Consider the following 26,400-nt stretch of genomic DNA (forward strand, 5'->3'; position numbering starts at 1 on the left):
CGGTTTACAGGCAATGGTTTAAAATGTCTGTTAAATAAATTCTGAATTAATCTTTTCCATTTTGCCAGGACGTTTTACCGCAATGAAAAAAAAGTGTCAATTAAATATAAACGGCAATAATAATTTTTGCCGTCCGGCTGGGGCGGTTTACAGGCAATGGTTTAAAATGTCTGTTAAATAAATTCTTAATCAATCTTTTCCATTTTGCCAGGAAGGTTTACCGCAATGAAAAAAAAGTGTGAATTAAATAAGCGGCAATAACAATATTTGCCGTCCGGTTGGGGCGGTTTACAGGCAATGGTTTAAAATGTCTGTTAAATAAATTCTGAATTAATCTTTTCCATTTTGCCAGGACGTTTTACCGCAATGAAAAAAAAGTGTCAATTAAATATAAACGGCAATAATAATATTTGCCGTCCGGCTGGGGCGGTTTACAGGCAATGGTTTAAAATGTCTGTTAAATAAATTCTTAATCAATCTTTTCCATTTTGCCAGGAAGGTCTACAGCAATGAAAAAAAAGTGTCAATTAAATATAAACGGCAATAACAATATTTGCCGTCCCATCGGGACGAATCATGGGTAGAAAAAAAATATATGTTTTTTTCGTTCCGTAGGAACGTTTGGTAAGTGGTAGATTTATTTTTTTGTAAACGTTCCCCTGGTAAAACCCTCGCCAATTAAGGTATGGTCATCCCTGATCAATAGCATAATGGTGTTTTGCTGATCGTATAATTTGATCATATCACCATCAATTACATATTTAGAGGTAAAGATTGAATCCTTATAAGCATCGGCAACCGTTACAGAATCTTTCGATTTAAAATTGAAGGTTTTGTATTGTATGTCTTCAGTGCTGGCAAAGGTGCCCGAAACTATTTTCTCTTGTATAAAGGTGATGAAACAGAAATAACCGATTACCAGGATCACAATAACCGCAAAACCGATTAGAAATTTATTTCCACTCGCATATTTGATCGAAAAATATAATATTGTGATCAGTATTAAGGCAACAACGGCAAAAAAGATAATGTTGGTATAACTCTTGGTTTGTAAAGGTACCGATGCGGCAACTGTTGTTTTATCTGCGGGTTTAACTACAGGAGAAATTCTTACTAAAAACTCTTTACTAACCCATCCTTCGCCATTGGTTACTTTAATTTTATAGAAACTTGTGTTTGATGAATCGATAACAGCAACATTTTCATCTTTAGGCAGGTGTCCAATAATTTTGCTTTTCGGATCTGCTTTTTCCCTAACCCGCAAATCATCGGTTGTCGTGCGGTACATATCATTGCTTGTAGCTGTTGGAGTGGTGGCACTTGGCTGCGGTGTATTGGCTTGCGGAGTAGTTGGTTTAGCTGCCGGAGCAATTTTTTCTAAGAAATCTTTACTGGCCCAACCTTCGCCGTTTTTTAATTTTACTTTATAAAATTTAGCATCACTAGCTTCTAATACAGCTATATTTTCATTTTTAGAAATCGATCCAATAACCTTGCTTTTCGAATCTTTAGTTGCCCTAACACGTAATTTATCGGCGGTAACTCGGTACATATCTTGCGCATTTACGCTGGTAGAAAAGATAATGAGGGCAAAAAATAGGAATAAGATTCTAGTCATGTTGTTGTTTTTGATAGATGCTTTAACAGAGCGTTAACTGCATAAAAGGCATCAAATTAAGATGCATAACGAGCCATTATTATGCCAAAAATAGAAATTCTTTTAGTAATGGTTCCAGAAGATGGGAAAAGATTTTTTTTATAATTTTTATCCTACACCAGATCAGGCGTTAGAAAATGACTGATCATTATTTTCTTTTAATCTCATAAAGTCCGTTTCCACCACGGTCGCCTATATTTGTTCCATAAGAAAGGATAATAAAAGCAACATCCGATTTATTTTCAAATGCCTGTGGTACCTGATATAAATCAAGGTTAATTTGTGGTTCAGTAGAAAATCCAACGTCTTTAACCGCAATTTCTTTAAACCGGATTGATTGATTTTTATGTTTTAATGTTAAATAAGCGTCGCCACCCCAGGTTTGAGGTAGTCCTGTATATGGCGCCCGGCCCTGTAAGTTCTCCTTTTTAAAATACTTTAAATTGATGGGGTTTTTAGGGTCTTTCCAGTTGTATGGGCTATTTTCTCCCTCATTTCGATTTTTGTAGCTCAATAATGGGTATTTTCCGGTCATACTGCTTTTTAAAGCAACAAATCGATTTCCTTTAACCGGATAACCCTTAAAATCAAGTTCATTTTCCGAACCCATATCCTGATAAATCCGCTCATCATTTTTGAGGGTATTCATGGCCAGCCAGCCTTTCTCCGTTTTAAAATAAAAAGTTAAAGAATGCCAGTCTTTTGATGGTTTATAAGTTACTGCAGTTGCATTTTTGTAATTGGCTTCAAAAATTTCTTCCCATACCTTTTCATCCATTTTAAAATCATGGTTCAAAAAATCAACAAAAGGCTGTCTGTTTTTATTGCCCGATGTACACCAATCGATAAAATAATCTTCGCCAAAAACTACGCCTTCGTTATGAAAGGTGTGAATGGCACTACTATCGTTAACCAGTGAATCTGTTGCATTTCCCTTTGCATCGAGTTTATGGTATACTTCGAAATCCTGGTTTACATGTGCCGTGGTAATGATAAAATTACCTGTTTTGGTATCGTAATCTATATTTGCCGGATCGTAGAAAAGATAATCCACTTCAAAATTTTCTGATTGGGCGCCTTGATTCAAATAGGGGTAATGTTTAAGACGGCCAGGGAATGATAGATTAGATAGCGCTACATTAATAGCCGTAAACTTAGCCAGATAGATGACGAGCAGAACAACGAATATGGCTAGTGTGATCAAAATGTTTTTCCTGGTCATTTAATTTGAGTTAACACTACCAGCTTCCGCCTGTACCACCACCACTACTGCTTCCGCCACCCCAGCTACTGCTTGATGAAGAGGAAGAGCTGCTGCTACTGCTTGAAGAAGAGGACGATGAACTGGATTCGACCAGCATGGCCAGTGTAATCCACTTTATAAATTCTGTTTTTTTGCAAAAACTACATTCATTTATCAGTTTCGCCTGCCCCTCATGACTATAAGTAGCCTGTTTTGTGGTTACGCGTTTGTTGAGTTGGTAGGTTCTAAAATAACAATCTGGGCATTCAGTGTAGCTGTTATAAGCTTCGGCGGGCCATGCTTTAATGATATGTTCCTTATGGTCTGTACTTTCCCAAATATCGTAATCATAGGCTTTTACTATTTCCTCTTTGCGTTGCCCTCTTGTTAAAAAAGGTTCACCCTCAATATTTAGGTCGCGGTCTACACGCACCATTTCCTGATTTTTGCTATCCAGAACTGGTTTAAAGCGACTGATATTTTTAACCCTTTTGAATAAATAGGTAATAATGGTAATCAGGACAAGTGGAGAAAAAATAATCAGCCAAAAATTCTTTTTGTTAAAGGTGCTTACCGAATTAAAGAAGTTTTTATCGTCATTGTGCATTTTCCGCAATGCTGAGATGTGGAAAAGGTACCTGCCGAAAAGTACAATAGCCAGAATAACATATAAAATAATTGGAATATCTTTCAGCCTTATTTTTTCAATTAATTCAAAGCCCCTAAAAAAGAAAAATATAAAGCAAGTTACAAAAGTGATCATCATGGCCACTGCACAGCCTTTACCAATCTTATCATATTTGCTATTATCTGCTTTGGGTGTTATGATTGTATTTTTAGCCTGCCTGTTCACAATTTTAAATACTCCCCAAAAAAGCAGGCAGATTACCCCGGTAGGTAACCAGAAATTTTCTAAATTATTACTGTTGTCGTGTTGAGTGAAAAATTGATTAAGCTCCGATTTATTCTCCGGGTTTAAAATAATTTCACCAATGGCATTAATGGTATTGGTAATTCCGGTGGCAAAATCGTTTTCTCTAAATGCCGGTAAAAGCTGCTGCTCAGCAATATGTTTCAGTTTTACATCAGGCAAAACACCTTCAGCACCAGTACCTGTAATAAACCGGTATTTTCGGCGCTCTTTCGAAATAAATAATAGCAGGCCATTATTACTGGTCTTCGAACCTATTCCCCAGGTGTTAAACAACTCGTAAGCAAAATCGAAATCCTCTTTATCGTGGTCGAAATCTTTAACCACCACCACTGCCACCTGAACATTCGTTTTTGTTTCGAAGTCTGCAATGGTACTATTAAGATGCGAAACGGCATCGATTCCTAAAATGCTATCAGGGTCGCTAACATAACCTCCGCCATTATTTTTAGGATCGGGAATATCTTTTACCTGATAGGCTTTTTGTGCAAAGGCAATGTTGGCAACAAAAAGAAAGAATAATAGGGTAACGCGTTTAAATAAAGGGATATTGAGCATCGTGTAAATTTAGGTGTAAGGTTTTTACATCATCATTTAACAAATGAGTACCGATATGGTTTACTCTTTTAATATTTTAGCCAATACTTTATCCAGCTTTGCTTTATCTTTCATATAAGCTTCTAAATCATAAAGTTGTACCGTTTTAAATTCTATCGGATGACTTTCGCTTTGCAAAGAAATATAACCAGAAGTTAAAGGTTTACCATCAATTTTAACTTTCGGATCGAAATTAGAAACATTGCCGCCACCAATCTGAGGTTTGGTATATTCTAATACCACTTCGCCGGCAATGATATGTTTAACAACCGAATCGCCCAGTACTAAAAATTCTGCTGTTACCCATTGGTCGCCTGCATAGGTTTTCGATTTAGAATCTAAACAATGTGGCGTAAACAATTTTCCATTATAATTAATCAGCGTTCCCGGTGTACATACATTACTGGTATGGCGCTCGTGTTCGCCATCTCCACCTAAAATCTGCCCTTCGATAGAAATGGGGAAATCCTGGTTTTTTAACATCGTTGCCGGATCCTGGCAGTGCAACATGGCGCCGCTGTTACGGGTGGCCCAGCCTTCGCCGCCTTTAGCCTGTTCGCCAACAAAACGATAAGTTACTTTTAAAAGATATGCTGAAAAAGGTTTTTTGTAGAAAATATGTCCGTACTGCTGGTCAAATTCTTTGTAGCCATCATAACTCACTTTCATTACACCGTTTTCTACACGGAAAGTGTTGGCATAATTTTCTTTATAGTCGTGTTTTGCAATTTTAATGTTCCAATCTTTTAAATCTTTTCCATTAAACAGGTTGATCCAGCCTTTTTGGGCATTCACATTTAAGATAAAGAGGGATAGAAATAATACGGTAAGGTAAATTGATTTTAATTTCATAGCAACATTTGGGTTAGGTGCTAAAAATATGAATTTTTTTCTGAAGTCAAAGGTCAATAGTCTGATGGTTCACGGGTGATAGTTAGGTAGCCGATCAGTTTGGAGTTGAGCGTTTGGAGTAAATGAAATATAGGGTCGATGGTTAGATAGTTAATGGTTGATCGTCTGGTGGTAGATAAACTGACTAAAATAAACAATCAGCTATTTCCTCGGTATGTCACCCTGAGCGGAGTCGAAGGGCTGCTAGTTAAGTCCGGTAGCATAGCTCGGGTGTCGGTTAACCGATTTAAACAATTAACCAAAATCTATTTTAAGATTCTTGGCACTTCAGAATAATGAATTGGGCCATTAACCATCAACTATTAAACCATTGACCATTGAACTAATGAACCAAAAACGGCTGCACCCTTTCCAACGCAAAATCCAATTGTTCTTGTTGGGTAAGATCAGTATTATCCAGTATCACGGCATCGTCGGCCCTCACTAACGGACTTTCTTTACGGGTGGTATCGGCATAATCGCGGTGGGCAAGGTTTTCGAAAACTTCTTCCAGGGTAGTTTCGTTATTGCCTTTGCTTTCCAGTTCTTTAAACCTGCGTTCGGCCCTGATTTTTGGATCAGCCGTCATAAAGAATTTTACCGGTGCATCAGGAAAAACAGTGGTGCCAATATCACGGCCATCCATTACGATGTTTTTAGATTTACCCATACGTTGCTGTTGTTTCACCATTTCATGGCGTACAATTTTATGTGCCGAAACTTCGCTTACATTTTCAGAAACAGGCATTAAACGGATTTCATCAGAAACTTCTTCGCCGTTAAGGGTAATGTGCGATTCGTAATCGCGGGAGTGGAAATTCAGTTCAATGTGCTGTAAAGCATCAACAACTTTAGCGTCATCAGCAACATCAATATTATTTCTTAAAAAATAGAGCGTAACGGCACGGTACATCGCCCCGCTATCTACATAAATGAAACCTAATTTTTTAGCCAGTGCCTTTGCTAATGTACTTTTTCCGCAAGATGAATAGCCATCTATTGCTATTACCAGGTTTTTCTTCATCGTAGCACAAAGGTAAAAAATAGAAACAGAATGCTGAATTTTTTAAGGATATAAAGATAGATTCTAAACAAGATAATGCTAAAACATTGATTTACCGGATGTGTTTATAGTTAAATTAAATACACCATTATGTTGTTATCAGAAAAAATGCAGGCGGCCCTGAATAACCAGGTTAAACTAGAAGCCGAATCATCACAAGTATATTTGGGCATTGCCTCATGGTTGGAAACACAACCCGGTTTAGAAGGTTATACTGAGTTTTTCTACCGCCAGAGTGATGAAGAACGCCACCACATGCTTAAACTGATCCATTATATTAACGACCGCGACGGACATGCCATTGTGACGGCTTTAGATATGCCCAAAAACTCTTTCGGACAAGTGATAGAAGTTTTTCAGGATTTTCTGGATAATGAATTATTGGTATCGAAGAGTATTAACGATCTGGTAGAACTTTCGCTAAACGAAAAAGATTACCTCACCTTTAAATTCCTTCAATGGTATTTAGATGAACAGTTGGAAGAAGAAAAAATGGCAAAAACCATGTTGGAAAAACTGCAATTAGTGGGCAACGACAGGGGAGGAATTTACCAGTTGGATAAAGATATTGTTGGCCTTAGAAGTAAAGTTAGCGAAACCAAAGAAGGAGAGTAAGTTATTTTTATTTCCAAATTCTTACTTTTGCAGCATGTTGCCTACAAAAGAAGAAATTTTACGGTCAGTTACTTTCAAAACTTCCAGAAGTGGGGGCAAAGGGGGACAGAATGTAAATAAAGTTTCGAGTAAGGTAGAGCTTATTTTTAGTATTGATGCTTTCGAACACTTTAATGAGCAAGAGAAAGCACTTTTAAAAGAAAAACTTCAGCATCGCCTTGATACTGAAGGACTTTTGCACATCGTTTCGCAGGAAGACAGGAGCCAGCTGTTAAATAAGGAAAAAACCATTGTAAAACTGATCGATTTATTAAAAAGATCACTTGTTGTACAGAAAAAACGAAAACCAACTAAAATTCCTAAAGGTGTTATCGAAAAAAGGTTAAAAAATAAAGCTTCAACGGCTGAGAAGAAGAGAAATAGGAAAATAATTGATTTCTAATGTTTTAGTTGTCTTTTTCTACTACTTTTTTTTGGTTTAATTTGTCTTTTGGAAAAACATAGCCAAGTTTGAAATTTGTGGATGTCAATGGCATAAAAATTGACGGTACTGGGCACACACACAAATATTAAACCAAATGAAAAGAACTATTTTAGCGCTGGCCCTCATGGCCACACTTGCCGCCTGCAAGAAAAACTCCGAAGAAATTCCAAATCCTGTTCCCGAAGAAAAACTATCGCCCGATATTGCCTTTACCGTTAAGGGAGCAACACAGGATACCCAACCTTTGTACCCATCATCAACAACCTTTAATTTTTTAGGGTTCGGATATGATGTTACAGACAAATTTAATGATCTATCTTCTGTAAGGGCCAATGTAGTCGATATTTCTGCTTATGATGCCGACAGAAAATATAACGTTGTATCCATAAGAGGTACGGAATCTTCCTGGAGGACTATTCAGGCAGAAAGTGCCGTTGATTTATCAACAAAATTCTCTAATTCATATAATACAACAAAGGGCTTAAAACTCTTTGGAAACACCATTAATCAGGTATTCCCGGGAACAGATGCTACTGATAAAAAGTATGTTTACGGACACTATTCATATTACATGATCTGGAAAGTATATAAGTTTTATTACGAACAGTCGGTAAATAATTTTTTAACTGCTGATTTCAAGAGGGATATTACTTTATTATCTGCTCAGGAACTTGTTAATAAATATGGAACACATGTTTTAACAAACATAAAAATAGGTTCTAAATTCGACGTTGTTTACCAGGCAGAAGCACCTCAGAACGAGAGACGGGGGGCGATTATTATGGAAGGATTACGTTATACGTTAAAAAGGACATTTGGCTTGCCTACCGGCTACCTGGATGAGCCTATCCTACGCAATTTAAATGATAATACTTCTGCCCAGATTTATTATAGTTCAACAGGAGGTGATATTAGCAAATTAAAACCCGAAACCATAAATAACAGGGTTATTGTGAATCTTAACAATTGGGTGGCTTCCACTACAGAAGATAAAGCAACTTTTATAGGCGCTTCAGATGACGGTTTGGCTCCGCTATATAGTTTTATTGATAATGCCGCTAAAAAAGCTGAAGTAAAAGCTTACCTCGATCAATATTATGCAGCTAAAACAGTAAAACTCACAAATTAGTAAAAACAATAAAGGGCGATTTTAACCGCCCTTTATTGTATAACCTATTCTCTCAAATCCAAAATAAAATTTAAGGTCTGATGTCTATTTTAGTGCCGATTTTTACGGCATAATACAATTCATCTACTTCCGTATTGGTTAAAGCCATACAGCCATTAGTCCAATCAAAAAGCCTTTGAAATTTACCAATAAAACCCATATGGTTTCTGATTCCATGTATTTTAATGTCGCCACCAGAATCCTTGCCTAGTAATTTGGCTTTTTCTACATCTTTTATATTTGGATAAGATACGCCAAGATTTTTGTGGTAACCGCTGTTGGGGTTTTTGGCGTTGATGGTATAAACTCCCTCTGGGTTTTTTTCGTCACCTTCATATTCTTTATGTCCAATAGGACTATTGCCTAATGAAATTTTATAGGTTTTAACCAGCTTTTGCTTTGAATAAGCCAATAATTGCCGGTCAGATTTTTTTACAAGGATATAATCAATTTCCGCATTGGCAGGCAATTTCATTTCAGGATACAAATTATAGATAAACACACCGAGTATGAATAATAAAATTGTACAGAAAATCACTTTTTTCATAGTCTGTAATTATCGATTAACCAGTTAAGCAATTTAAAAAATTAACCTTTATCAGGGTCCAATTATCAGTTAATTACCAATTAACCAATTAACCTAACTCTTCCCAAACCTGTAATATAAGCTCAAACCACCGTAATTCTGTGCTTTTGCAACGCTTTTTACCTCTTTTGTTTTAAAAATCACATTAAAATCAGCTGTAAAGCGTCTGGAGCTATAATTAACCCCGAACTGTTGCTCATAAACAATCGGTTTTACGCCAAATGTAACCGGACTGTTATTATTAAATAGACTTCCCTGTATCGTAGCATCATAAGCCACAAAATTAAGCTGTGGTTTTACGTAAAAGAAAAATTCCGATTTATTTAAACTTTTTGTTTTAGAATTTCCGATTACGGCATTGTGGTAAGCACTGTTGAATAATTGATTTAATTTACCAATCCTTAAAAGTGCTGATGCGCCCAAACCTGAAAAAGTTGTGCCTAAATTGGCATAACCCTGTCCGCTGATATCAAAAATAGGGTCCTCTGGTCTGAAAAGCAATTTGCTATAATTGGCCGCGAAATTTACAGCTACTTCATTTTTAATCTGATAATCCCAGCCTGCAGGCGTATAAAAGCCTACTGTTTTGTGCAGAAAACGTTGCGCATCCTGGGCAAGTGAATTTGGTCCAACCGTCCCCAATTCTATACTGGTTTTTAAAACACTTTCATTTTTATAAAAAACAGAATAGGCACCACCTGCATACAGGTAACCTGCAAAAGGCCTGTCCTGATCTGCTTTGTTGGGCACCTGCCCCCAATAAGGCGTGTACATTTTCTGTCCGGCAGAAATTTCGTAGGTTTTTTTCTCTATTTTATCCGATAATTTTTCGGTATTAATTGTATGGCGGAAATAGATAAACAACCCATTGGTATAATAACGGTCGTTTAAAGTAGCCAGATAAGCATCGTTTTCGGTTTTAAAACCAAATTCGTTTTTAAAAGATTGGGCAAAACCGGTAGAAACAACCAGGCAAAAAATTATTGTAGTTAAAATTGATCTCATAAAAAAAGTCCCGATGATTATCGGGACTATAAAAGTATTTATTGTAATTGGATTTTTGATTGTTAATCCAAAAGATTTACCAATTAGTTTACAATCGGAGCAATTTTAACGCTTAAATCTAATGGTTTTTTAACCTTATTCTTCGTAAGGGCTAAATCGATTACCTCGCTCATTTCGGTTACATAGTGGAATGTTAAATCTTTAATGTAACTCTCTTTAATCTCTAAAATATCTTTACGGTTGCTTTTGCAAAGGATAATTTCTTTAATATTTGCCCTTTTTGCAGCCAGTATTTTTTCTTTTATACCACCTACCGGAAGCACTTTTCCACGCAAGGTAATCTCACCTGTCATGGCTAAATGTTGTTTTACTTTACGTTGTGTAAATGCCGAAGTTAAAGCAGTAAGCATGGTTACACCTGCTGAGGGGCCATCTTTTGGCGTAGCACCAGCCGGAACGTGAACGTGAACATCCCAGTTATCAAATAAAGTATAATCTATGCCAAATTCTGCCGCATGGGCACGTAAGTAAGCTAAAGCAATCACTGCCGATTCTTTCATTACATCACCCAGGTTACCCGTTAAAGTTAATTTCCCTTTTCCAGGACTTAAACTCGACTCGATGAATAAAATATCGCCACCAACACTTGTCCAGGCTAAACCTGTTACTACACCAGCAACTTCATTGCCTTCATATAAATCCTTATCGTAAATTGGTGCACCTAAAATACGCTCTACATCATCGTTGGTTAAATTTGCTTCGTAGGTTTCTTCCATGGCAATTTTTGTAGCTACACCACGCACCAACGAACCTATTTTTTTCTCTAAACCACGAACGCCCGATTCTCTTGTGTAATCTTCAATCACTTTCTCAATCAACGCAGGTTTAAGGCTGATATCCTTAGTTTGCAAGCCATGATTTTCTTTCTGTTTAGGCAACAGGTATTTTTTAGCAATCTCTATTTTTTCTTCAATGGTATATCCGTTTACCTCAATAATCTCCATACGATCTAATAAAGCAGGTTGTATGGTGCTTAATGAGTTTGCTGTGGCTATAAACAAGATGTTGGATAAATCGTAATCCACCTCTACATAATGATCATAAAAAGCATTATTCTGCTCAGGGTCTAAAACCTCCAGCAAAGCTGATGATGGATCGCCACGGTGATCAGTACCTACTTTATCAATCTCATCTAAAACAAAAACAGGATTATCTGCCCCAGCTTTTTTGATTGAAGAAATGATACGGCCTGGCATTGCACCAATATAGGTTTTACGGTGACCACGTATTTCAGCTTCATCACGGATACCACCCAAAGCCATACGTACATATTTACGGCCTAAAGCTTTTGCGATTGATTTGCCTAAAGATGTTTTACCAACTCCCGGAGGGCCAACCAAGCATAAAATCGGCGCTTTCATATTACGCTTTAGTTTTAGTACGGCCAGGTATTCGATAATACGTTGCTTTACTTTTTCTAAACCAAAGTGATCTTTATCTAAGATGCGCTGTGCTCTTTTTAGGTCGAAATTATCTTTTGTAAACTCACTCCACGGTAAATCTAAAAGTAGTTCCAGGTAATTTAACTGTACCGAATAATCAGGAGCAGCAGGGTTCATTCTACCCAACTTATCTAATTCCTTATCAAAATGATCTGCAACTGCCTGAGCCCATTTTTTCTTTTTGGCTTTTTCCTGTAAAGCATCAAACTCCAAATCGGCAGAATTACCACCCAGTTCTTCCTGAATGGTTTTTAACTGCTGATTTAAGAAATAATCACGTTGTTGCTTATCAAGATCGGTACGCACTTTAGATTGGATCTGGTTTCTCAGTTCCAGCATTTGCAGCTCAACCATTAAAAGCTCCATTACTTTTTGCGCCCTTTCCTGCAATTTATCCATTTCGAGGATTTTTTGCTTATCGGCCATTTCGGCATTCATGTTTGAAGAAATAAAATTGATCAAAAATGAATTGCTCTCTATGTTTTTAAGCGCAATACTGGCCTCACTTGGGATATTTGGAGAAAGCTGGATAATCTGTGCAGACATCTCGCGGATAGAAGCGATCAACGTTTTGAACTCTTTATCTGCCTTGTGTTTCTGCTCTTCAAACTTTTTAACAACTGCTTTAATATAAGGCTCGTTCTGTACCTCTTCAATCAGGCTGAAACGTTGTTTACCCTGTATAATTACAGTGGTATTTCCGTCAGGCATCTGCAACAGCTTAATGATGTTTGCAACGGTACCAACAGTGTTAAGTTGCTCAAAAGTAGGATCTTCTATCGAAACATCCTTTTGAGATACCACTCCGATAATTTTATTTCCCTTGTAGGCTTCCTTAATTAATTTAATTGATTTATCTCGCCCAACCGTAATGGGAATCACTACACCCGGAAATAAAACTGTGTTGCGCAAAGGCAATATGGCCAACGTTTCAGGTGTTTCCTCATTGTTCATTTCCTCTTCGTCCTGTTGAGACATTAAAGGAAAAAACTCAGTATCTTCATTGATGATTGGCATTGCCGTATGGAAATCAAATATATCTTGTTTACTCATTATCACATTTTTCCGCTAACGACAAACTGGCAGTTTAATCGTATTCACTTTGTTTAATTTTTGTATTAAGTTAATAAATTCAACTCTTGTGCCAAAGTGAAAATAGTATTAATCTTATGTTAAAAAGGCAGAGTAACATAAATATTTCCGTTAATATCATATAAAGCTGATTTTAGCGTTAAAGCTAATGTTTGGCGCGTTTGGTTTTGAATGAAAGAAAATTAAAAACTTTTAAATTATCAGAATAGAATTATATTGCGAAAAAATTCTCCTATAATTTTAATAGGCGTTTGATTTGTTAAACTTATTACTCATACATGAACTATTTTAAAAAGGCAATTTTAGGACTCATTATTTTTTCATCAACGGCTAGTTTTGCACAAAGCAATTATGAAAGAAGTATGCAGTCCATGATGAAAGGAGACTATAAAACTGCCGCTGCGCAACTTGAAAAAGCCGATGCCAAAACGCCTGATAATGCACAGGTTTTACAGATGCTTGGATATTCGTATTTTCAGAACCGCGAATATGAGAAATGTATTGCTACTTACAGCCGTTTATTAACTGTTAAACCAACCGAGGTTTCAGCTTATTATTACCGCGGAATTGCAAGATTAAAAATTGCTAACGACCCAAAAGAATCGTTAAATACAATGCGTGAAAACTTTTATCTGGCATCTCTCAAAGATTTTACAAAAGCAATCGAGATTAATGGAGATGAGGATGCCCAGATGTTTCAGAACCGTGGCTTAGCATACAAGGACTATGCGATTTTTAAATCTTTTAAAGCCAAGAAAAAAGAAGAAAAAACAGCTTGTGTGGCATTATTCAATAACTCTATAGCAGACTTTCAAAAGGTATTGACTTTGCAGCCGTTAAGGAAAGATATTATTGATTGGGTTACTTATGATAAAGCGCAGATTGCGAGTTTGAAATAAAATTTAGCCTAAGATGAAAAGGGGATCCGAATATTTTTCGGGTCCCCTTTTTTTATTTCAGCTTTCCAATAATGGAATATTTCTTTTCGTTTAAAAGCTTTATTTTCTGTTTCTTTTTGATGGCATATACACTATCGGGATAATAAGTTAAAGTGTCCTGCGATTGATAAAGGATATTTTTATTGTCGATAATGATCTCTATTTTATCCACCTGCTGTCCATGCTGTGTTACAGAAATTTTCTTGATCGGGATTTTCTTACTGTCAGAGGTATACACATCAGTTCCATTCTGTTTAACCGTTTTAAAACTTCCCTTCCATGAAGTTTTATTGATGTCGGCATTAACAAAAATGGCTAATTCTTTGTTCCAGTCCGCAATTTTAGACTTTTTGTTTTCTGAAGCTTCATTTATGCTAACGGTTTTGTCCACATCGGGGTTTAATTGCTGCATACGCGAAATTTCTTTCCCGAAATAGCCTTTTATATCGAAATATTTAAAATCAGTATTTGCTTCGGCTTCTTTTCGCTGGTTACAGGAAAATAAGGCCAAAGCAAATACCAGGATATAAGGTTTTTTAGTCATTATACTAAAACGTTTCCTGTCATTTCTGCTGGAATGGCAACACCTAATATTTTTAAAACAGTAGGGGCAATGTCGCCTAATTTACCATCAGCAATGGTTTTGTAATCATTATCGATTAAAATGCAAGGAACCAAATTGGTGGTATGTGCGGTATTGGCAGATCCATCTCCATTTACCATAAATTCAGAATTTCCATGATCAGCCAAAAGAATAAAAGAATAACCGTGTTCTAAACCTTTTTTTACTACTGTTTCAGCGCACTTATCGGCAGTTTCAACTGCTTTAATTACAGCTTCGAAAACACCTGTATGGCCAACCATATCCGGATTGGCAAAGTTTAAGCAGATGAAATCAGCCCATCCTGTTTCCATTTCTTTGGTAATGGCATCAGTAATTCCTGCAGCACTCATTTCTGGCTGAAGATCGTAAGTAGCCACTTTTGGTGAAGGAATTAAAAGGCGTTTTTCGTTAGCAAATTCGGTTTCCCTACCTCCAGAGAAAAAGAAAGTTACGTGCGGATATTTTTCAGTCTCGGCAATGCGGATCTGGTTTTTATTGTTATTGGCCAATACTTCGCCGATGGTTTGGGTTAAATCATCTTTGGTGAAGATAACGTTTACCTTTTCAAAACTTTCGTCGTAAGTTGTCATGGTAACATAATACAATGGCAATTTGTGCATTTGCTGCTCAGGGAAATCTTTTTGGGTTAGGGCAGTAGTAATTTCACGACCTCTATCGGTACGGAAATTGAAACAGATCACCACATCGTCATTTTGAATGGTAGCAACCGGAGCGCCGTTATCCTGCGTTAATACAACTGGTTTTAAGAATTCATCAGTTATGCCATCAGCATAAGATTTTTTAATGGCAGCCAAAGCATCCTGAGTTTTCTCGCCAATGCCATTTACCATAACATCATAAGCTTGTTTAACACGCTCCCAGCGGTTATCGCGGTCCATTGCATAATAACGGCCAACTAGGGTAGCCAATTTGGCATTGGTGTTTTGAATGTGGTTTTGAAGATCGGTAATAAAACCTAAACCCGAATTTGGATCCGTATCACGGCCATCTAAAAATGCGTGAACAAAAGTATTTGGTACGTTTGCTTCATTGGCCGCATCGCATAAAGCTTTTAAATGTTCGATATGGGCATGCACACCACCGTTTGATACCAGGCCTATAAAGTGTACCGCTTTATTGTTTTGTTTAGCATAATCGAATGCGCTCAGCAGAATAGGGTTGTGGTGTAATTCTCTGTCGGTAATTGATTTATTGATTCTTCCAAGTTCCTGGTAAACTACACGGCCGGCACCTAAATTCATATGGCCAACTTCTGAGTTACCCATTTGTCCTGCTGGCAAACCTACAGCCTCACCAGATGCTTCAAGCTTAGAATTTGGGTATTTTTGTAATAACGAATCGAAAAAAGGAGTGTTGGCAGCATAAGCAGCATCAGAATTGTCTTGTTTTCCGTAGCCCCAACCATCAAGGATTATCAGCGCGAGTTTTTTATCGTTTACCATCTTTATTGTAAAATTTATTGATCCACATTAAAACATTTTCATGTATAACATGTTTTAGTGTTTTGTTTATATGGCAAATATAACTTTATTGATGCTTATACAAATTAAGAAATCCTTTTTTTGATATGCTAATGGCATAATTTTAGCTGTAGGGTTCTGTATAAAATACAGAAATGATCCGGAGCTTATTTTTATTCATTATTAGTTTGTCATCGTTATATAGTTCTACAGCCTTCCAGGCTGATATTATCGATGATTTATCCTCGTATTTTAAAGCTGGCAACGCTAAAGAGATTGCTAAAAGTTTTGCATCTACTATAGAACTAATCATAGTTGACGAAGAAGATGTCTACTCAAAAGCACAAGGTGAACAGATTTTGAGAGATTTTTTCGTGAAGCACCCTCCGGTTAAAACAAGTATTTTTCATAAAATTAATACCAATCCAAATTATCGTTTTGGCGTAATTATCCTGAATACCGCTAAAGAAACTTTTAGGGTTTCCATCACGATGAAAAAATTTAATACCAGCTTTTCGATCACAGAGCTAAGAATTGAACCTGTTAAGGACTAAGGTAAATCGGAATTAAGCAAAGTTTTGCCAAATAATTCTTATTTTTGCGGCATAAAGCCTACGTTTTGGATATTCAACTTATACATCAATTCATAAAAAATGCCCTTACCGAAGATGTTGGTGATGGCGATCATACTTCACTTTCAACCATTCCTTCCGGCACTCAGGGAAAAGCAAAGCTGATTATCAAAGAAGACGGTATTTTAGCCGGAATTGAATTGGCTATTGAGATTTTTAATGAAGTTGATGCTAATCTAAAGGTTGATATATTATTGAAGGATGGTGCAGCAGTAAAAGTTGGCGATATCGCTTTAACCGTTTCTGGAAGTACACATTCTATTTTAATTGCAGAGCGTTTGGTTTTAAATTGCATGCAACGCATGAGTGGCATTGCTACCAAAACCCATCGCATTGTTTCTCTGCTAGAATCTACTAATACCAAAATTTTAGATACCCGTAAAACCACACCCGGACTTCGTTATTTAGAAAAATGGGCCGTGAAAATCGGTGGAGGTGTAAACCATCGGATTGGTTTATATGATATGATCCTGATTAAGGATAATCATGTTGATTATGCCGGAGGTATTTCAAACGCCATTACAGCTGCTCAAAAATACCTTGCCGATCAGAATAAAAACCTGCAGATTGAAATTGAAGTCCGGAATTTAGAAGAACTGAAGCAGGTTTTGGCCATCGGTGGTGTAGACCGAATTATGCTTGATAACTTTAGCTTTGAAAATCTCAAGGCTGCAGTTGCATTAATCGACGGTAAATTTATTACAGAAGCTTCCGGAGGAATAACCGAAGAGAATGTTGTAGAATATGCTGCCTGCGGTGTAGATTTTATCTCAATGGGTGCGCTTACACATTCTGTGAAAAGCCTGGATATGAGTTTAAAAGCATACTAAAGTGATTTGCTATAAAATTAAAAGCTTATTTTTTGTATCATTGTAGGCTATGGTTACGGTTTATTCTCTCAGCGCGCTATTAATTGCTTACCTTTTTGGATCTATACCAACAGCTGTATGGCTTGGTCAGGCCTTTTATGGGGTTGATGTAAGGGAATACGGAAGTGGCAATGCTGGCGCAACCAATACTTTTAGGGTATTGGGTAAAAAGGCCGGAATTGCCGTTATGATCATCGATATTGCAAAGGGTTATACCGCAACCAATCTGGCCTATTTAATCGGCATGTCGGTAACCGGACCACAAAATTCAGTTGTTTTTGTTAACTATCAGCTTGCCCTTGGTGTAACCGCGGTAATGGGACATTTATTTCCTGTTTTTGCAGGTTTTAGAGGGGGAAAAGGAGTGGCTACACTTTTTGGAATGGTTTTAGCAGTTAACTTCGAAGCATCTATGCTTTGCGTTCTGGTTTTCGTGGTGGTATTGTTATTAACCAAATATGTTTCATTAAGTTCTATCTGTGCAGGCTTTACATTTCCGCTCAGTGTAGTCTTTTTGTTTCAGGTATCGATCAAATCTGAAGTGCTTTATGGCATGGTAGTTTGTATTTTAATCCTGGTAACTCACCAAAAAAACCTCGAAAGATTGCTGAAAGGCAAAGAATCCAAAGTGTACTTGTTTAGGAAGAAAACTAATTAATTAAACAAAACACATTTCATTAAAACTTATTTATTGGCTCACTGTTTAATCTTCGGTTTTGCTTATACGTACTACTAATCATTTAAAATCGCATTTATGAAAAAGTTATTTTTAACAGCAAGTGTTGCTGGTATTTTATTATTTAACTCATGTTCTACCGTTCCTCTAACAGGTCGTAGTCGATTTGATTTAGTTAGTAACGATCAGGTTTTGCCAATGGCATTTCAAGCTTACAGCACTTTCTTAACAGAAAATAAATCTACTGTTTTACCCGCATCAAATGCACAGGCATTAAAGGTAAAAACCATTGGAAGCAGGTTAATTACTGCGGTAAAATCATATATGAACAGCAATAACTACGGTAATTTGATCGCCGATTACCAGTGGGAAGTTAATGTGGTGCAGAATAGTGAAAAAAATGCCTGGTGTATGCCGGGAGGTAAGATTGTTGTTTACACAGGTATTTTGCCGGTAACACAGGATGATGCTGGTTTAGCAACTGTAATGGGCCACGAGATTGCACATGCTATTGCTGGTCACTCGGCAGAGCGTATGTCTCAGGAAATGGTTGCACAGGGTGTTGGTGCAGCAGCAGGAGTTGCTTTATCTAAAAATCCTAAAACACAATCTATTTTTAATACATTATATGGTGTGGGTACACCAGTGGCGATGTTGAAATTCAGCCGTAACCAGGAGTTGGAAGCCGATCGTTTGGGTTTGATTTTTATGGCGATGGCTGGATATAATCCACAAAGTGCCACCGCTTTCTGGAATAGAATGTCAGCTGCTTCTGCCGGAGCACAAAAACCAGCCGAATTTTTAAGCACTCACCCAAGTGATGCTACACGTATTGCGCAGATTCAAAAATATTTACCTGAAGCACAACAGTATTATAAGAAATAAGGGAGAAGACTGAAGGTGGAAAGGTGGAAGGTTTTGCACAACGCAGAAAATTCCACCTTTTTTATTTTTAGGATGTTCATTTAAGGAACTCGTCCTGGTCTTAGCGTCTCGCTAAGACCTTTTTATTTGAATAATAAATTATGAGTAGTGGTTTAAGTCGTAGCGAGACGCTACAACTAGGATAGGCAAGAAGATCCTGAAATAAATTCAGGCTGACGGATCGCTTAGGATAATTGAACTAATGACTAATGAACAAATGGCGAATGAACTATCCGCCTAAAACTTTCAAAATGGCACTGGCTTTCAATAAACACTCTTCATATTCTAAAGCCGCATCACTTTGATAAGTAATCGCTCCTCCAACCTGAAAAGATAGATATTTTGATTCAGCGTTATATAAAATGCTCCGGATAACCACGTTAAAATCGAAATTTCCATCAGGGCTAATGCAACCGAAAGAGCCTGAATAAATACCTCTTTTGGTCACTTCGTGTTCTTCGATCAATTTCATGGCTTTAACCTTTGGTGCACCTGTCATAGAGCCCATTGGGAAGGCATTTTTTATGGCATCAATGAAATGGATCTCAGGATTTAGCTCACAGCTAATCGTAGAAATCATTTGGTGTACCTGAGGGAAGCTGTAAATGCCAAATAGCTCATCAACCTTAACTGAACCTTTAATTGCAGATTTAGTGAGGTCGTGGCGCACCAAATCAACAATCATTACATTTTCTGCCTGCTCTTTAATGTCGTTCCTCAGTTGCGATTTTATGGCTTCATCTTCTATAACATCTAAACTTCTTCTGGCTGTGCCTTTTATCGGTTGAGAAATAAGTTTTGAACCCCGTTTACATAGAAACCTTTCTGGTGTTGCGGATAAGATATATTGATTATGTACTTTAAAATAACCCGCAAATGGGGTAGGGGAAACGGTATTGAGCAGTTCGAAAGTTTGGACCGGATCTATCTCCGCATTTTCAGCAAAAAACTCCTGGCAGAAATTAACTTCATAGATATCGCCCCTTAAAATATGAGCTCTTAGTGCTTCTACTTTGTCTATGTATTGATCTTTTGATAATCTTTGTGAAATCTGTAAAGATCCCGATTGTTCCTGTTTTTGCAGTTGAAAGAATTCAATTTCTTTTAAAACTGATTCCTTACCGAGTAATACTTCAGCTTGCCCATCTTTAAAAGCAATTAAATATTTTGGAACAAAAAAGTATAAATCCGGGAAGTTTAAACCGTCAGCATTATTAGATTGAAGATCTTCTATTTCGTTTTTTAAATCGTAGCTGAAAAAGCCGAAAATCCATTGTTTATGCAAAGCATAAAAGCTTTTTAATTCATCAAAAGCACTTTCTGTATTACATTTTAATTCATGCGTTACATCTGCAGCAATAATAAAATCGTAGGCCGAATAGGCATCTTTGTATTCATTTGAATCAAAGAAACAGCAAACTTCGAACTGGTTGGCCCAGTGTAATGCTTTTTGTTTGAAATCGGATATGTTTTGCGGGGTTTTCAAGTTGCCGCAAAGGTAAAAATAGAGATGATAATTGTAAGAAATTAATTTTTATCTTTTGGAAGAGTATATAGTCCTCGTTTGTAAAGAGGATTAGTTAGAAAAGTGATTTTATCGCTAATTCATCTTCTCACATTGCAAATGTGAATCTCTGGCATCCTGGTTACAAACGAAGACGATTATAAAATAATAGAGTGGAATCAATGTTTTTTAGGATTCATTTTGGTATGCCTGATCCTTAGTATTCTTATTATCTGATTTTCGTTTCGATAAGATACCCGAAAATGATGTTTTTCAAAGGCACGGAAGAAAATTGGCTTTTGGCTGATTTAGTCCATACAATTTCAAGATATTTGGTTACCAACTTTTAATCTCATTTAATAATTCGTCATGAGAGATATATTTACCACTTTTAAACTCATTTTCACCAGCTAAAAGTTCATTATTATACTCTTCTATAGTAACATTTGAATTTTCCTTTTTTCCATTTATAAATGCTTTGAGCATTCTCACAACAGAAGTCTTTTCGGCATCGTCTAGCTGGGTAAAGTAATTAAGCATTTCACTTTCTAAGATAGTTGCCATAATAAATTGTTTATACTCAAAAATAACTAAATTGAAGATGGGAAACAAGTGTTTGTATTATTGTTTTCTTTAGTAAAGTAGACTATTGAGAAAAGTAATTTTTGTCGCTTAATTCATCTTCTCAAATTGCAAATGTGAATCTCTGGCATCCTCGTTACAAACCAAGACCATGAGGTGACGTAGCGCAAGATTAAAGACTTCTAAATCCTGTTACATTAAGATTCCCGCCTGCGCGGGAATGACGATCGCCTTATTAATTCGTTAATGATAGCGCGCCGAAAAATCTGTAATAGGTCATTCCACTTCGCTTTGCTACGGTCGAGATGACGATTTTTTTTATGATAAGTAACTAAGAAACAAAAAAGCAACCCGTTATGGATTGCTTTTTTATTATAGATCTCTCCATTTCGCTGCGCTGCAGTCAGGATGACGATACTAATTTTTAACGTAACTCTAAAGTTTGTGCCCTATCTGGTCCTACAGAAAGGAATTTGATTGGAACTTCCAGTTCTTTTTCTAAGAATGCAATGTATTCCATCAATTTTGCAGGGATTTCATCTACAGAAGTAATTTTGGTTACATCAGTAGCCCAACCGTCAATAGCTTTTAATACTGGTTTTGGTTCGATTGAAATAATGTCGTAAGGCATATAATCGATCGTTTCGCCATTATATTCATAATGTGTACAGGCATAAATGGTATCGAAAGTATCTAGAACATCGGCTTTCATCATAATTAATTCGGTTACACCGTTTAACATGATGGCATATTTTAAAGCAGGAAGATCGATCCAGCCACAACGACGGGCACGGCCTGTGGTTGCGCCAAACTCGTGACCTAAAGCACGTAAGTTCTCGCCAACTTCATTATCTAATTCAGTAGGAAATGGACCACCACCAACACGTGTGCAATAAGCTTTGAAAATGCCATAAACTGCACCAACTTTATTAGGTGCAATACCTAAACCAGTACAAGCACCAGCGGTTGTAGTGTTACTCGAAGTTACAAAAGGATATGAACCAAAATCTACGTCCAGTAAAGTTCCTTGTGCACCTTCTGCTAAAACAGCTTTTCCTTCTTTCAAGAAACCGTTCACATAATGTTCACTATCTACATGAGGAATGGTTTTTAAGAATTCAATTGCTTCAAAGAATGAAGCTTCTTTTTCAGCCAGTTCGTACTCGAAACCTTCATAGTGAGAAAGGATTTCAGTATGTTTTTCTACCAGTTTAGCATAACGCTCTTTGAAGTCTGGTAGAGTGGTATCACCAACGCGTAAACCGTTACGGCCAGTTTTATCCATATAAGTTGGACCAATACCTTTTAAAGTTGATCCAATTTTATTTTTACCCATGCGTGCTTCGTTAGCAGCATCCAGTAATTGGTGGGTTGGTAAAATTAAGTGTGCTTTACGGGCAATCACCAATTTGCCATCGGCAACAGGATCATGACCAGCTTTTTTTAAATTATCTAACTCTCTTTTTAGGATAATAGGGTCGATTACTACACCATTACCGATCAGGTTCATGGTTTTTTCATTAAAAATTCCTGAAGGGATAGTATTTAAAACGAATTTTTTGCCATCGAACTCTAAAGTATGTCCGGCATTTGGGCCACCCTGAAAACGGGCAATAAGGTCATATTTTGGACTTAGTACATCAACGATTTTTCCCTTTCCTTCATCGCCCCATTGCAGGCCGAGAAGTACATCTACTTGCGTCATTATTTAATAAATTAAGCTGGTTTTATTTGAATTTTGATTTAATTTGCTTCAATTTTTGCAGCTGTTGCTGCACTCTCGTTTACTTTTCTAGCCATACTGCAATCGGAGCAGAAGCCATACAGGTTTAACGAATGGTGTTTCACATCAAATTTTAAAAGATCACCAACCATGGTTTGGATCTGGTGGATTCGGGGATCGCAGAACTCTACTACTTTACCACATTCAATACAGATCACGTGATCGTGCTGGCGGTAACCGTAAGATTTTTCGAATTGTGCCATGTTTTTACCAAACTGGTGCTTGGTAACTAAATCGCATGAAACCAGTAATTCCAAAGTGTTATAAACCGTAGCACGACTTACGCGGTACTTTTGGTTTTTCATGTGGATATAAAGGGTTTCTACATCAAAGTGGTCGTTTCTTGAATATATTTCTTCCAATATAGCGAAACGCTCTGGTGTTTTACGTAGATTTTTGTTTTCTAAATAAGCTTCAAAAATCTTGCGAACGAGCTCATTTGTTTTTTGTTCAGACATAGTATTTAAACTCCATTCAAAGGTAGGTAAATTGTTTGATTGTTCGAGCGTTAGATTGTTGAAATGTTGTCAAAGTCGGAAAGTCAGCAATCGGAGGTCCGAAGTTCAATTTGCAAATAGCTTGTGACTTAGACTCGAAATCTTGACTTCCGGCTCCGGAGTACCGACTTTCGGACTCTCTTATGCATCAAACCTCGTTACCCCGGTAACTCCCCTAACTTTTAATAAATTTTTAATCAGGTTTTCCAGGTGTTCGGTGTCGTTTACAAAAATCATAATCGAACCATCAAATATGCCTTCATTGGTATCAACAGTGATGGAACGCATATTCACCTTAAAATCTGTTGAAATTACCCTCGTGATGTTATTGATTAAACCAACATCATCTATACCTACAATGCGCAGGCCGGTTAAAAAGGTTAATTCCTGCTGTTTGTTCCATTTTGCTTTAACAATCCGGTATCCATAGTTTGACATTAATTGGGCAGCATTTGGACAATTCGTTCTATGGATTTTAATGCCCTCACTTACCGTAACAAAACCAAAAACATCATCGCCAGGAATTGGATTACAACAAGCCGCTAGATTATAATCTATTTTTTGTAAATCTTCTCCAATCAATAAAATGTCGTTTTCAGAGCCCTTCATTTTAGATTTAACCATGTCAACCGTCAGGTTTTCAGGGCGTTCTGGTCCACGGTTTTCTACTTCTTTTTCGCTCGTTAGATACTCTCTAATATCTTTCAGCTCGATTTTCCCGAGGGCTACATTAACAAAAAGCTCTTGTGTTGATGGGAGTTTAAAGAAATAACTAAGTTTTTGAATATTATCGGTATTGTAAGTGATTTTTAACGATTTTAGTTTCCTTTCTAAAATTTCCTTGCCATTTTCGGCAATTTTTCGTTTTTCTTCTTTTAAAGATGATTTAATTTTTGATTTCGCCTTTGCGGTAACCACTACATTCAGCCAATCTTCTTTTGGGGTCTGTTTGCTCGAGGTAATAATCTCTACCTGATCGCCATTCTGCAATTTATAAGAAATAGGAACCAGTTTGTGGTTTACTTTGGCCCCTATACAGGTTGCACCAACATCAGTATGAATCTCGAAAGCAAAATCCAAAGCCGTGGCACCTAAAGGCAACTGGATTAAAGCTCCTTTTGGTGTGAAGATGAAAATCTCATCAGAGAAAAGGTTCATTTTAAAATCGTCAAGGAAATCCAAAGCATTGGCTTCAGGATTACTCAACATTTCACGTACTTTCTGGATCCATTGATCCAGACCATTATCATTGCTCGATTCTTTATATTTCCAGTGTGCCGCGAAACCTTTCTCTGCAATTTCGTTCATGCGCTGGGTACGGATTTGCACCTCAACCCATTGACCGCGTGGACCCATTACCGTAGTGTGCAAACTTTCGTAACCATTTCCTTTTGGAGAAGAAACCCAGTCGCGTAAACGGTCTGGATTGGGGCGGTATAAATCGGTTACAATGGAATAGGCTTTCCAGCAATCAGCTTTTTCATTTTCGGGAGCCGAATCCAAAATAATCCTGATGGCAAAAAGATCATAAACCTCTTCGAAAGGAATATTTTTCTTTTTCATTTTATTCCAGATCGAATGGATCGATTTTGGTCTGCCGTAAACATCGGCTACCAAACCTTGCTCGTGGACAATTTCATCAATCGGTTCGACGAATTTTTTTATGAAAAGCGCCCGTTCTGCTTTTTTTTCATTTAATTTTTTAGCGATAAACTTATAGGTGTCCGGATCAAGATATTTCATGGAAAGATCTTCCAGCTCCGATTTTATCGCATATAATCCCAAACGATGGGCTAATGGTGCATATAAATAAATGGTTTCTGACGCAATTTTAAGCTGTTTGTGGCGCGGCATAAAATCCATCGTACGCATATTGTGCAAACGATCGGCGAGTTTGATCAGGATTACCCTTACATCATCAGCGAGGGTAAGTAGCATTTTACGGAAGTTTTCTGCCTGTAGAGAGCTATTGGTATCAAAAACACCCGAAATTTTGGTTAAGCCATCTATAATTTTAGCGGTTTTTTTGCCAAATTCGCGTTCAATATCTTCTAAAGTGATGTCGGTATCTTCCACCACATCATGCAGCAGGGCGCATACAATGGAGGTTGTTCCCAGGCCGATTTCTTCAGCAGCAATCTGCGCTACAGCAATAGGATGATAAATATAGGGTTCGCCAGATTTACGGCGCATATCTTTATGGCTTTCGAGTGCCATATCGAAAGCTTTCCTGATTTCTTTTTTATCTCCCTTTTGCAAGGTAGATTTACTTGCCCGTAATAATGCCCTATATCTTTTTAGAATTTCCTGCTTTTCCGCCTCTAAATCAATCACTAACTCTGTTTTCATTTGTATTTTTTGCGTAAAAATTGCGTCTTATTTCTGAATAAAACTTATATTAGTTTTGTGAAACAACTAATATATGAAATAACACCTAACTTTGTAAAAGTATAAATTTATGAAATTTAAAGGGCTCTTTTTTCTTTGTATTGTAATGATTTGTAGCTTTTCGCTACAGGCTCAGGATACTGGTGCTCCTGTATTCCCAAAATTGGGTAAAAGCGATACCATAAGAGTGGCCTCAACAAACGATAATGGCGTAATGATTCCATGGATGCAGCTTAATGAAGTAAGCATTTATGCAGCCAGGATCTGGAAATCGCCGGCAGAACAAGCGGCATATAACCGTTTACGGTATAATGTATTAAAAGTAATGCCATATGCGATGTTTGCAAAACGCAGATATGAGCAATTGGAGCAGGATTTAGCTAAAACACAAGAGAAAAAAGAACAGAAGCAACTGGTTAAACAATGTGATAAAGAAATTAAAGACATGTTTAACCGCGAAATAAAGGATTTAACGATTACTCAAGGTCAGATTTTAACGAAACTGATCGACCGCGAAGTGGGCAGAACAACTTATGAAATTGTAAAGCAGACCAAAGGTGGTTTTGCTGCATTTTCTTATCAGATTGTTGCCCGTGTGGTTGGACATAATTTAAAAAGCACTTACGATCCTAACGAGGATAGGGATATTGAATCGATTATCCAAACCTCTGGATTTTATCAATAACAT

At 37.1% G+C, this 26,400-nt stretch carries 24 protein-coding genes; 9 read left to right on the plus strand and 15 right to left on the minus strand.

The features are described 5' to 3' along the window. Window positions 1-637 precede the first annotated feature (637 nt). From U859_RS0112185 to cmk, 5 genes are all read right to left on the minus strand, one after another. Window positions 638-1,618: an SH3 domain-containing protein gene (locus U859_RS0112185; RefSeq protein WP_084153061.1), complete on the minus strand. Its 981-nt coding sequence runs from the start codon at window positions 1,616-1,618 to the stop codon at window positions 638-640. Window positions 1,619-1,805: 187 nt separating this feature from the next. After that, entirely contained in the window at window positions 1,806-2,879 is a 1,074-nt protein-coding gene (locus tag U859_RS0112190; protein WP_025143648.1) for a hypothetical protein, read from the minus strand. A gap of 16 nt (window positions 2,880-2,895) precedes the next feature. Continuing rightward, window positions 2,896-4,389 (minus strand): TPM domain-containing protein, encoded by a 1,494-nt coding sequence (locus U859_RS31075; RefSeq protein WP_025143649.1) that lies wholly within the window; start codon window positions 4,387-4,389, stop codon window positions 2,896-2,898. Window positions 4,390-4,449: 60 nt separating this feature from the next. Then, on the minus strand, window positions 4,450-5,280 hold the full coding sequence (locus tag U859_RS0112200; protein ID WP_025143650.1) for a DUF1080 domain-containing protein: 831 nt from the start codon (window positions 5,278-5,280) through the stop codon (window positions 4,450-4,452). Window positions 5,281-5,662: 382 nt separating this feature from the next. After that, window positions 5,663-6,343 carry a (d)CMP kinase gene (gene cmk / locus U859_RS0112205; RefSeq protein ID WP_025143651.1) on the minus strand — a complete coding sequence of 227 codons (681 nt, stop codon included), beginning with the start codon at window positions 6,341-6,343 and terminating at the stop codon, window positions 5,663-5,665. Window positions 6,344-6,472: 129 nt separating this feature from the next. Here cmk and U859_RS0112210 point away from each other — a divergent pair, with 129 nt between their 5' ends. The 3 genes from U859_RS0112210 to U859_RS0112220 all read left to right on the plus strand — a co-directional run bounded on the left by U859_RS0112210 (window position 6,473) and on the right by U859_RS0112220 (window position 8,610). Further along, the gene (locus U859_RS0112210) at window positions 6,473-6,997 is read left to right on the plus strand and encodes a ferritin (protein WP_205314390.1); all 525 of its coding nucleotides are present in this window, start codon (window positions 6,473-6,475) and stop codon (window positions 6,995-6,997) included. Between the two features lie 34 nt (window positions 6,998-7,031). After that, window positions 7,032-7,439: an alternative ribosome rescue aminoacyl-tRNA hydrolase ArfB gene (arfB, locus tag U859_RS0112215; protein ID WP_025143653.1), complete on the plus strand. Its 408-nt coding sequence runs from the start codon at window positions 7,032-7,034 to the stop codon at window positions 7,437-7,439. Window positions 7,440-7,575: 136 nt separating this feature from the next. Beyond that, window positions 7,576-8,610 carry an MAC/perforin domain-containing protein gene (locus tag U859_RS0112220; RefSeq protein ID WP_025143654.1) on the plus strand — a complete coding sequence of 345 codons (1,035 nt, stop codon included), beginning with the start codon at window positions 7,576-7,578 and terminating at the stop codon, window positions 8,608-8,610. A 70-nt stretch (window positions 8,611-8,680) separates the two neighbouring features. Here the strand turns inward: U859_RS0112220 and U859_RS0112225 are convergent, their stop codons facing one another. From U859_RS0112225 to lon, 3 genes are all read right to left on the minus strand, one after another. Beyond that, window positions 8,681-9,196, minus strand: coding sequence for a murein L,D-transpeptidase family protein (locus U859_RS0112225; RefSeq protein WP_025143655.1), 516 nt, complete (start codon window positions 9,194-9,196; stop codon window positions 8,681-8,683). A 93-nt stretch (window positions 9,197-9,289) separates the two neighbouring features. Beyond that, window positions 9,290-10,240: a lipid A deacylase LpxR family protein gene (locus U859_RS0112230; RefSeq protein WP_025143656.1), complete on the minus strand. Its 951-nt coding sequence runs from the start codon at window positions 10,238-10,240 to the stop codon at window positions 9,290-9,292. Window positions 10,241-10,323: 83 nt separating this feature from the next. Then, entirely contained in the window at window positions 10,324-12,795 is a 2,472-nt protein-coding gene (gene lon / locus U859_RS0112235; RefSeq protein WP_025143657.1) for an endopeptidase La, read from the minus strand. Window positions 12,796-13,112: 317 nt separating this feature from the next. On the opposite strand from lon, the gene U859_RS0112240 reads away from it, so the two are divergent. Continuing rightward, entirely contained in the window at window positions 13,113-13,733 is a 621-nt protein-coding gene (locus tag U859_RS0112240) for a tetratricopeptide repeat protein (RefSeq protein WP_025143658.1), read from the plus strand. A gap of 52 nt (window positions 13,734-13,785) precedes the next feature. Here U859_RS0112240 and U859_RS0112245 read toward each other — a convergent pair whose 3' ends face one another. Together U859_RS0112245 and gpmI are read right to left on the minus strand one after the other, a co-directional pair. Further along, a complete protein-coding gene (locus U859_RS0112245; RefSeq protein WP_025143659.1) occupies window positions 13,786-14,316 on the minus strand; it encodes a hypothetical protein in 531 nt (176 codons plus the stop codon). Continuing rightward, window positions 14,316-15,839, minus strand: a complete 1,524-nt coding sequence (gene gpmI, locus U859_RS0112250; protein ID WP_025143660.1) for a 2,3-bisphosphoglycerate-independent phosphoglycerate mutase — start codon at window positions 15,837-15,839, stop codon at window positions 14,316-14,318. Before gpmI ends, U859_RS0112245 begins: the two co-directional genes overlap by 1 nt. Before the next feature lie 173 nt (window positions 15,840-16,012). Here gpmI and U859_RS0112255 point away from each other — a divergent pair, with 173 nt between their 5' ends. From U859_RS0112255 to U859_RS0112270, 4 genes are all read left to right on the plus strand, one after another. Continuing rightward, window positions 16,013-16,411, plus strand: coding sequence for a DUF4783 domain-containing protein (locus U859_RS0112255; protein WP_025143661.1), 399 nt, complete (start codon window positions 16,013-16,015; stop codon window positions 16,409-16,411). A gap of 65 nt (window positions 16,412-16,476) precedes the next feature. Beyond that, window positions 16,477-17,319, plus strand: coding sequence for a carboxylating nicotinate-nucleotide diphosphorylase (gene nadC, locus U859_RS0112260; protein ID WP_025143662.1), 843 nt, complete (start codon window positions 16,477-16,479; stop codon window positions 17,317-17,319). 49 nt (window positions 17,320-17,368) lie between these two features. Next, complete coding sequence (gene plsY / locus U859_RS0112265; protein WP_025143663.1) at window positions 17,369-18,016, plus strand: glycerol-3-phosphate 1-O-acyltransferase PlsY; 648 nt, start codon at window positions 17,369-17,371, stop codon at window positions 18,014-18,016. Between the two features lie 96 nt (window positions 18,017-18,112). Then, window positions 18,113-18,919 (plus strand): M48 family metallopeptidase, encoded by an 807-nt coding sequence (locus U859_RS0112270; protein WP_025143664.1) that lies wholly within the window; start codon window positions 18,113-18,115, stop codon window positions 18,917-18,919. A gap of 268 nt (window positions 18,920-19,187) precedes the next feature. Here U859_RS0112270 and U859_RS0112275 read toward each other — a convergent pair whose 3' ends face one another. The 5 genes from U859_RS0112275 to U859_RS0112295 all read right to left on the minus strand — a co-directional run bounded on the left by U859_RS0112275 (window position 19,188) and on the right by U859_RS0112295 (window position 25,673). Continuing rightward, on the minus strand, window positions 19,188-20,444 hold the full coding sequence (locus tag U859_RS0112275) for an anthranilate synthase component I family protein (protein WP_025143665.1): 1,257 nt from the start codon (window positions 20,442-20,444) through the stop codon (window positions 19,188-19,190). A 354-nt stretch (window positions 20,445-20,798) separates the two neighbouring features. Then, window positions 20,799-21,026 (minus strand): hypothetical protein, encoded by a 228-nt coding sequence (locus tag U859_RS0112280; protein WP_025143666.1) that lies wholly within the window; start codon window positions 21,024-21,026, stop codon window positions 20,799-20,801. Window positions 21,027-21,468: 442 nt separating this feature from the next. Beyond that, entirely contained in the window at window positions 21,469-22,749 is a 1,281-nt protein-coding gene (locus U859_RS0112285) for an adenylosuccinate synthase (RefSeq protein ID WP_025143667.1), read from the minus strand. A 38-nt stretch (window positions 22,750-22,787) separates the two neighbouring features. Beyond that, window positions 22,788-23,285 (minus strand): Fur family transcriptional regulator, encoded by a 498-nt coding sequence (locus U859_RS0112290; protein WP_025143668.1) that lies wholly within the window; start codon window positions 23,283-23,285, stop codon window positions 22,788-22,790. Between the two features lie 180 nt (window positions 23,286-23,465). After that, the gene (locus U859_RS0112295) at window positions 23,466-25,673 is read right to left on the minus strand and encodes a RelA/SpoT family protein (RefSeq protein WP_025143669.1); all 2,208 of its coding nucleotides are present in this window, start codon (window positions 25,671-25,673) and stop codon (window positions 23,466-23,468) included. A gap of 109 nt (window positions 25,674-25,782) precedes the next feature. On the opposite strand from U859_RS0112295, the gene U859_RS0112300 reads away from it, so the two are divergent. Then, a complete protein-coding gene (locus U859_RS0112300) occupies window positions 25,783-26,397 on the plus strand; it encodes a DUF4294 domain-containing protein (protein ID WP_025143670.1) in 615 nt (204 codons plus the stop codon). Window positions 26,398-26,400 lie beyond the last annotated feature (3 nt).

This window comes from Pedobacter jeongneungensis, assembly GCF_000633455.1.
Lineage (GTDB): Bacteria > Bacteroidota > Bacteroidia > Sphingobacteriales > Sphingobacteriaceae > Pedobacter > Pedobacter jeongneungensis_A.

Excerpts from the sequence above, each read along its gene's own strand:
- U859_RS0112185 (WP_084153061.1), bottom strand. The coding sequence starts at position 1,618 with ATGACTAGAATCTTATTCCTATTTTTTGCCCTCATTATCTTTTCTACC.
- U859_RS0112240 (WP_025143658.1), top strand. The coding sequence starts at position 13,113 with ATGAACTATTTTAAAAAGGCAATTTTAGGACTCATTATTTTTTCATCA.
- U859_RS0112290 (WP_025143668.1), bottom strand. The coding sequence starts at position 23,285 with ATGTCTGAACAAAAAACAAATGAGCTCGTTCGCAAGATTTTTGAAGCT.
- U859_RS0112245 (WP_025143659.1), bottom strand. The coding sequence starts at position 14,316 with ATGACTAAAAAACCTTATATCCTGGTATTTGCTTTGGCCTTATTTTCC.
- U859_RS0112280 (WP_025143666.1), bottom strand. The coding sequence starts at position 21,026 with ATGGCAACTATCTTAGAAAGTGAAATGCTTAATTACTTTACCCAGCTA.
- U859_RS0112200 (WP_025143650.1), bottom strand. The coding sequence starts at position 5,280 with ATGAAATTAAAATCAATTTACCTTACCGTATTATTTCTATCCCTCTTT.
- U859_RS0112295 (WP_025143669.1), bottom strand. The coding sequence starts at position 25,673 with ATGAAAACAGAGTTAGTGATTGATTTAGAGGCGGAAAAGCAGGAAATT.
- U859_RS0112220 (WP_025143654.1), top strand. The coding sequence starts at position 7,576 with ATGAAAAGAACTATTTTAGCGCTGGCCCTCATGGCCACACTTGCCGCC.
- cmk (WP_025143651.1), bottom strand. The coding sequence starts at position 6,343 with ATGAAGAAAAACCTGGTAATAGCAATAGATGGCTATTCATCTTGCGGA.
- U859_RS0112210 (WP_205314390.1), top strand. The coding sequence starts at position 6,473 with ATGTTGTTATCAGAAAAAATGCAGGCGGCCCTGAATAACCAGGTTAAA.
- U859_RS0112190 (WP_025143648.1), bottom strand. The coding sequence starts at position 2,879 with ATGACCAGGAAAAACATTTTGATCACACTAGCCATATTCGTTGTTCTG.
- lon (WP_025143657.1), bottom strand. The coding sequence starts at position 12,795 with ATGAGTAAACAAGATATATTTGATTTCCATACGGCAATGCCAATCATC.
- gpmI (WP_025143660.1), bottom strand. The coding sequence starts at position 15,839 with ATGGTAAACGATAAAAAACTCGCGCTGATAATCCTTGATGGTTGGGGC.
- U859_RS0112255 (WP_025143661.1), top strand. The coding sequence starts at position 16,013 with ATGATCCGGAGCTTATTTTTATTCATTATTAGTTTGTCATCGTTATAT.
- U859_RS0112225 (WP_025143655.1), bottom strand. The coding sequence starts at position 9,196 with ATGAAAAAAGTGATTTTCTGTACAATTTTATTATTCATACTCGGTGTG.
- U859_RS0112300 (WP_025143670.1), top strand. The coding sequence starts at position 25,783 with ATGAAATTTAAAGGGCTCTTTTTTCTTTGTATTGTAATGATTTGTAGC.
- U859_RS0112230 (WP_025143656.1), bottom strand. The coding sequence starts at position 10,240 with ATGAGATCAATTTTAACTACAATAATTTTTTGCCTGGTTGTTTCTACC.
- arfB (WP_025143653.1), top strand. The coding sequence starts at position 7,032 with ATGTTGCCTACAAAAGAAGAAATTTTACGGTCAGTTACTTTCAAAACT.
- U859_RS0112270 (WP_025143664.1), top strand. The coding sequence starts at position 18,113 with ATGAAAAAGTTATTTTTAACAGCAAGTGTTGCTGGTATTTTATTATTT.
- U859_RS31075 (WP_025143649.1), bottom strand. The coding sequence starts at position 4,389 with ATGCTCAATATCCCTTTATTTAAACGCGTTACCCTATTATTCTTTCTT.
- plsY (WP_025143663.1), top strand. The coding sequence starts at position 17,369 with ATGGTTACGGTTTATTCTCTCAGCGCGCTATTAATTGCTTACCTTTTT.
- U859_RS0112285 (WP_025143667.1), bottom strand. The coding sequence starts at position 22,749 with ATGACGCAAGTAGATGTACTTCTCGGCCTGCAATGGGGCGATGAAGGA.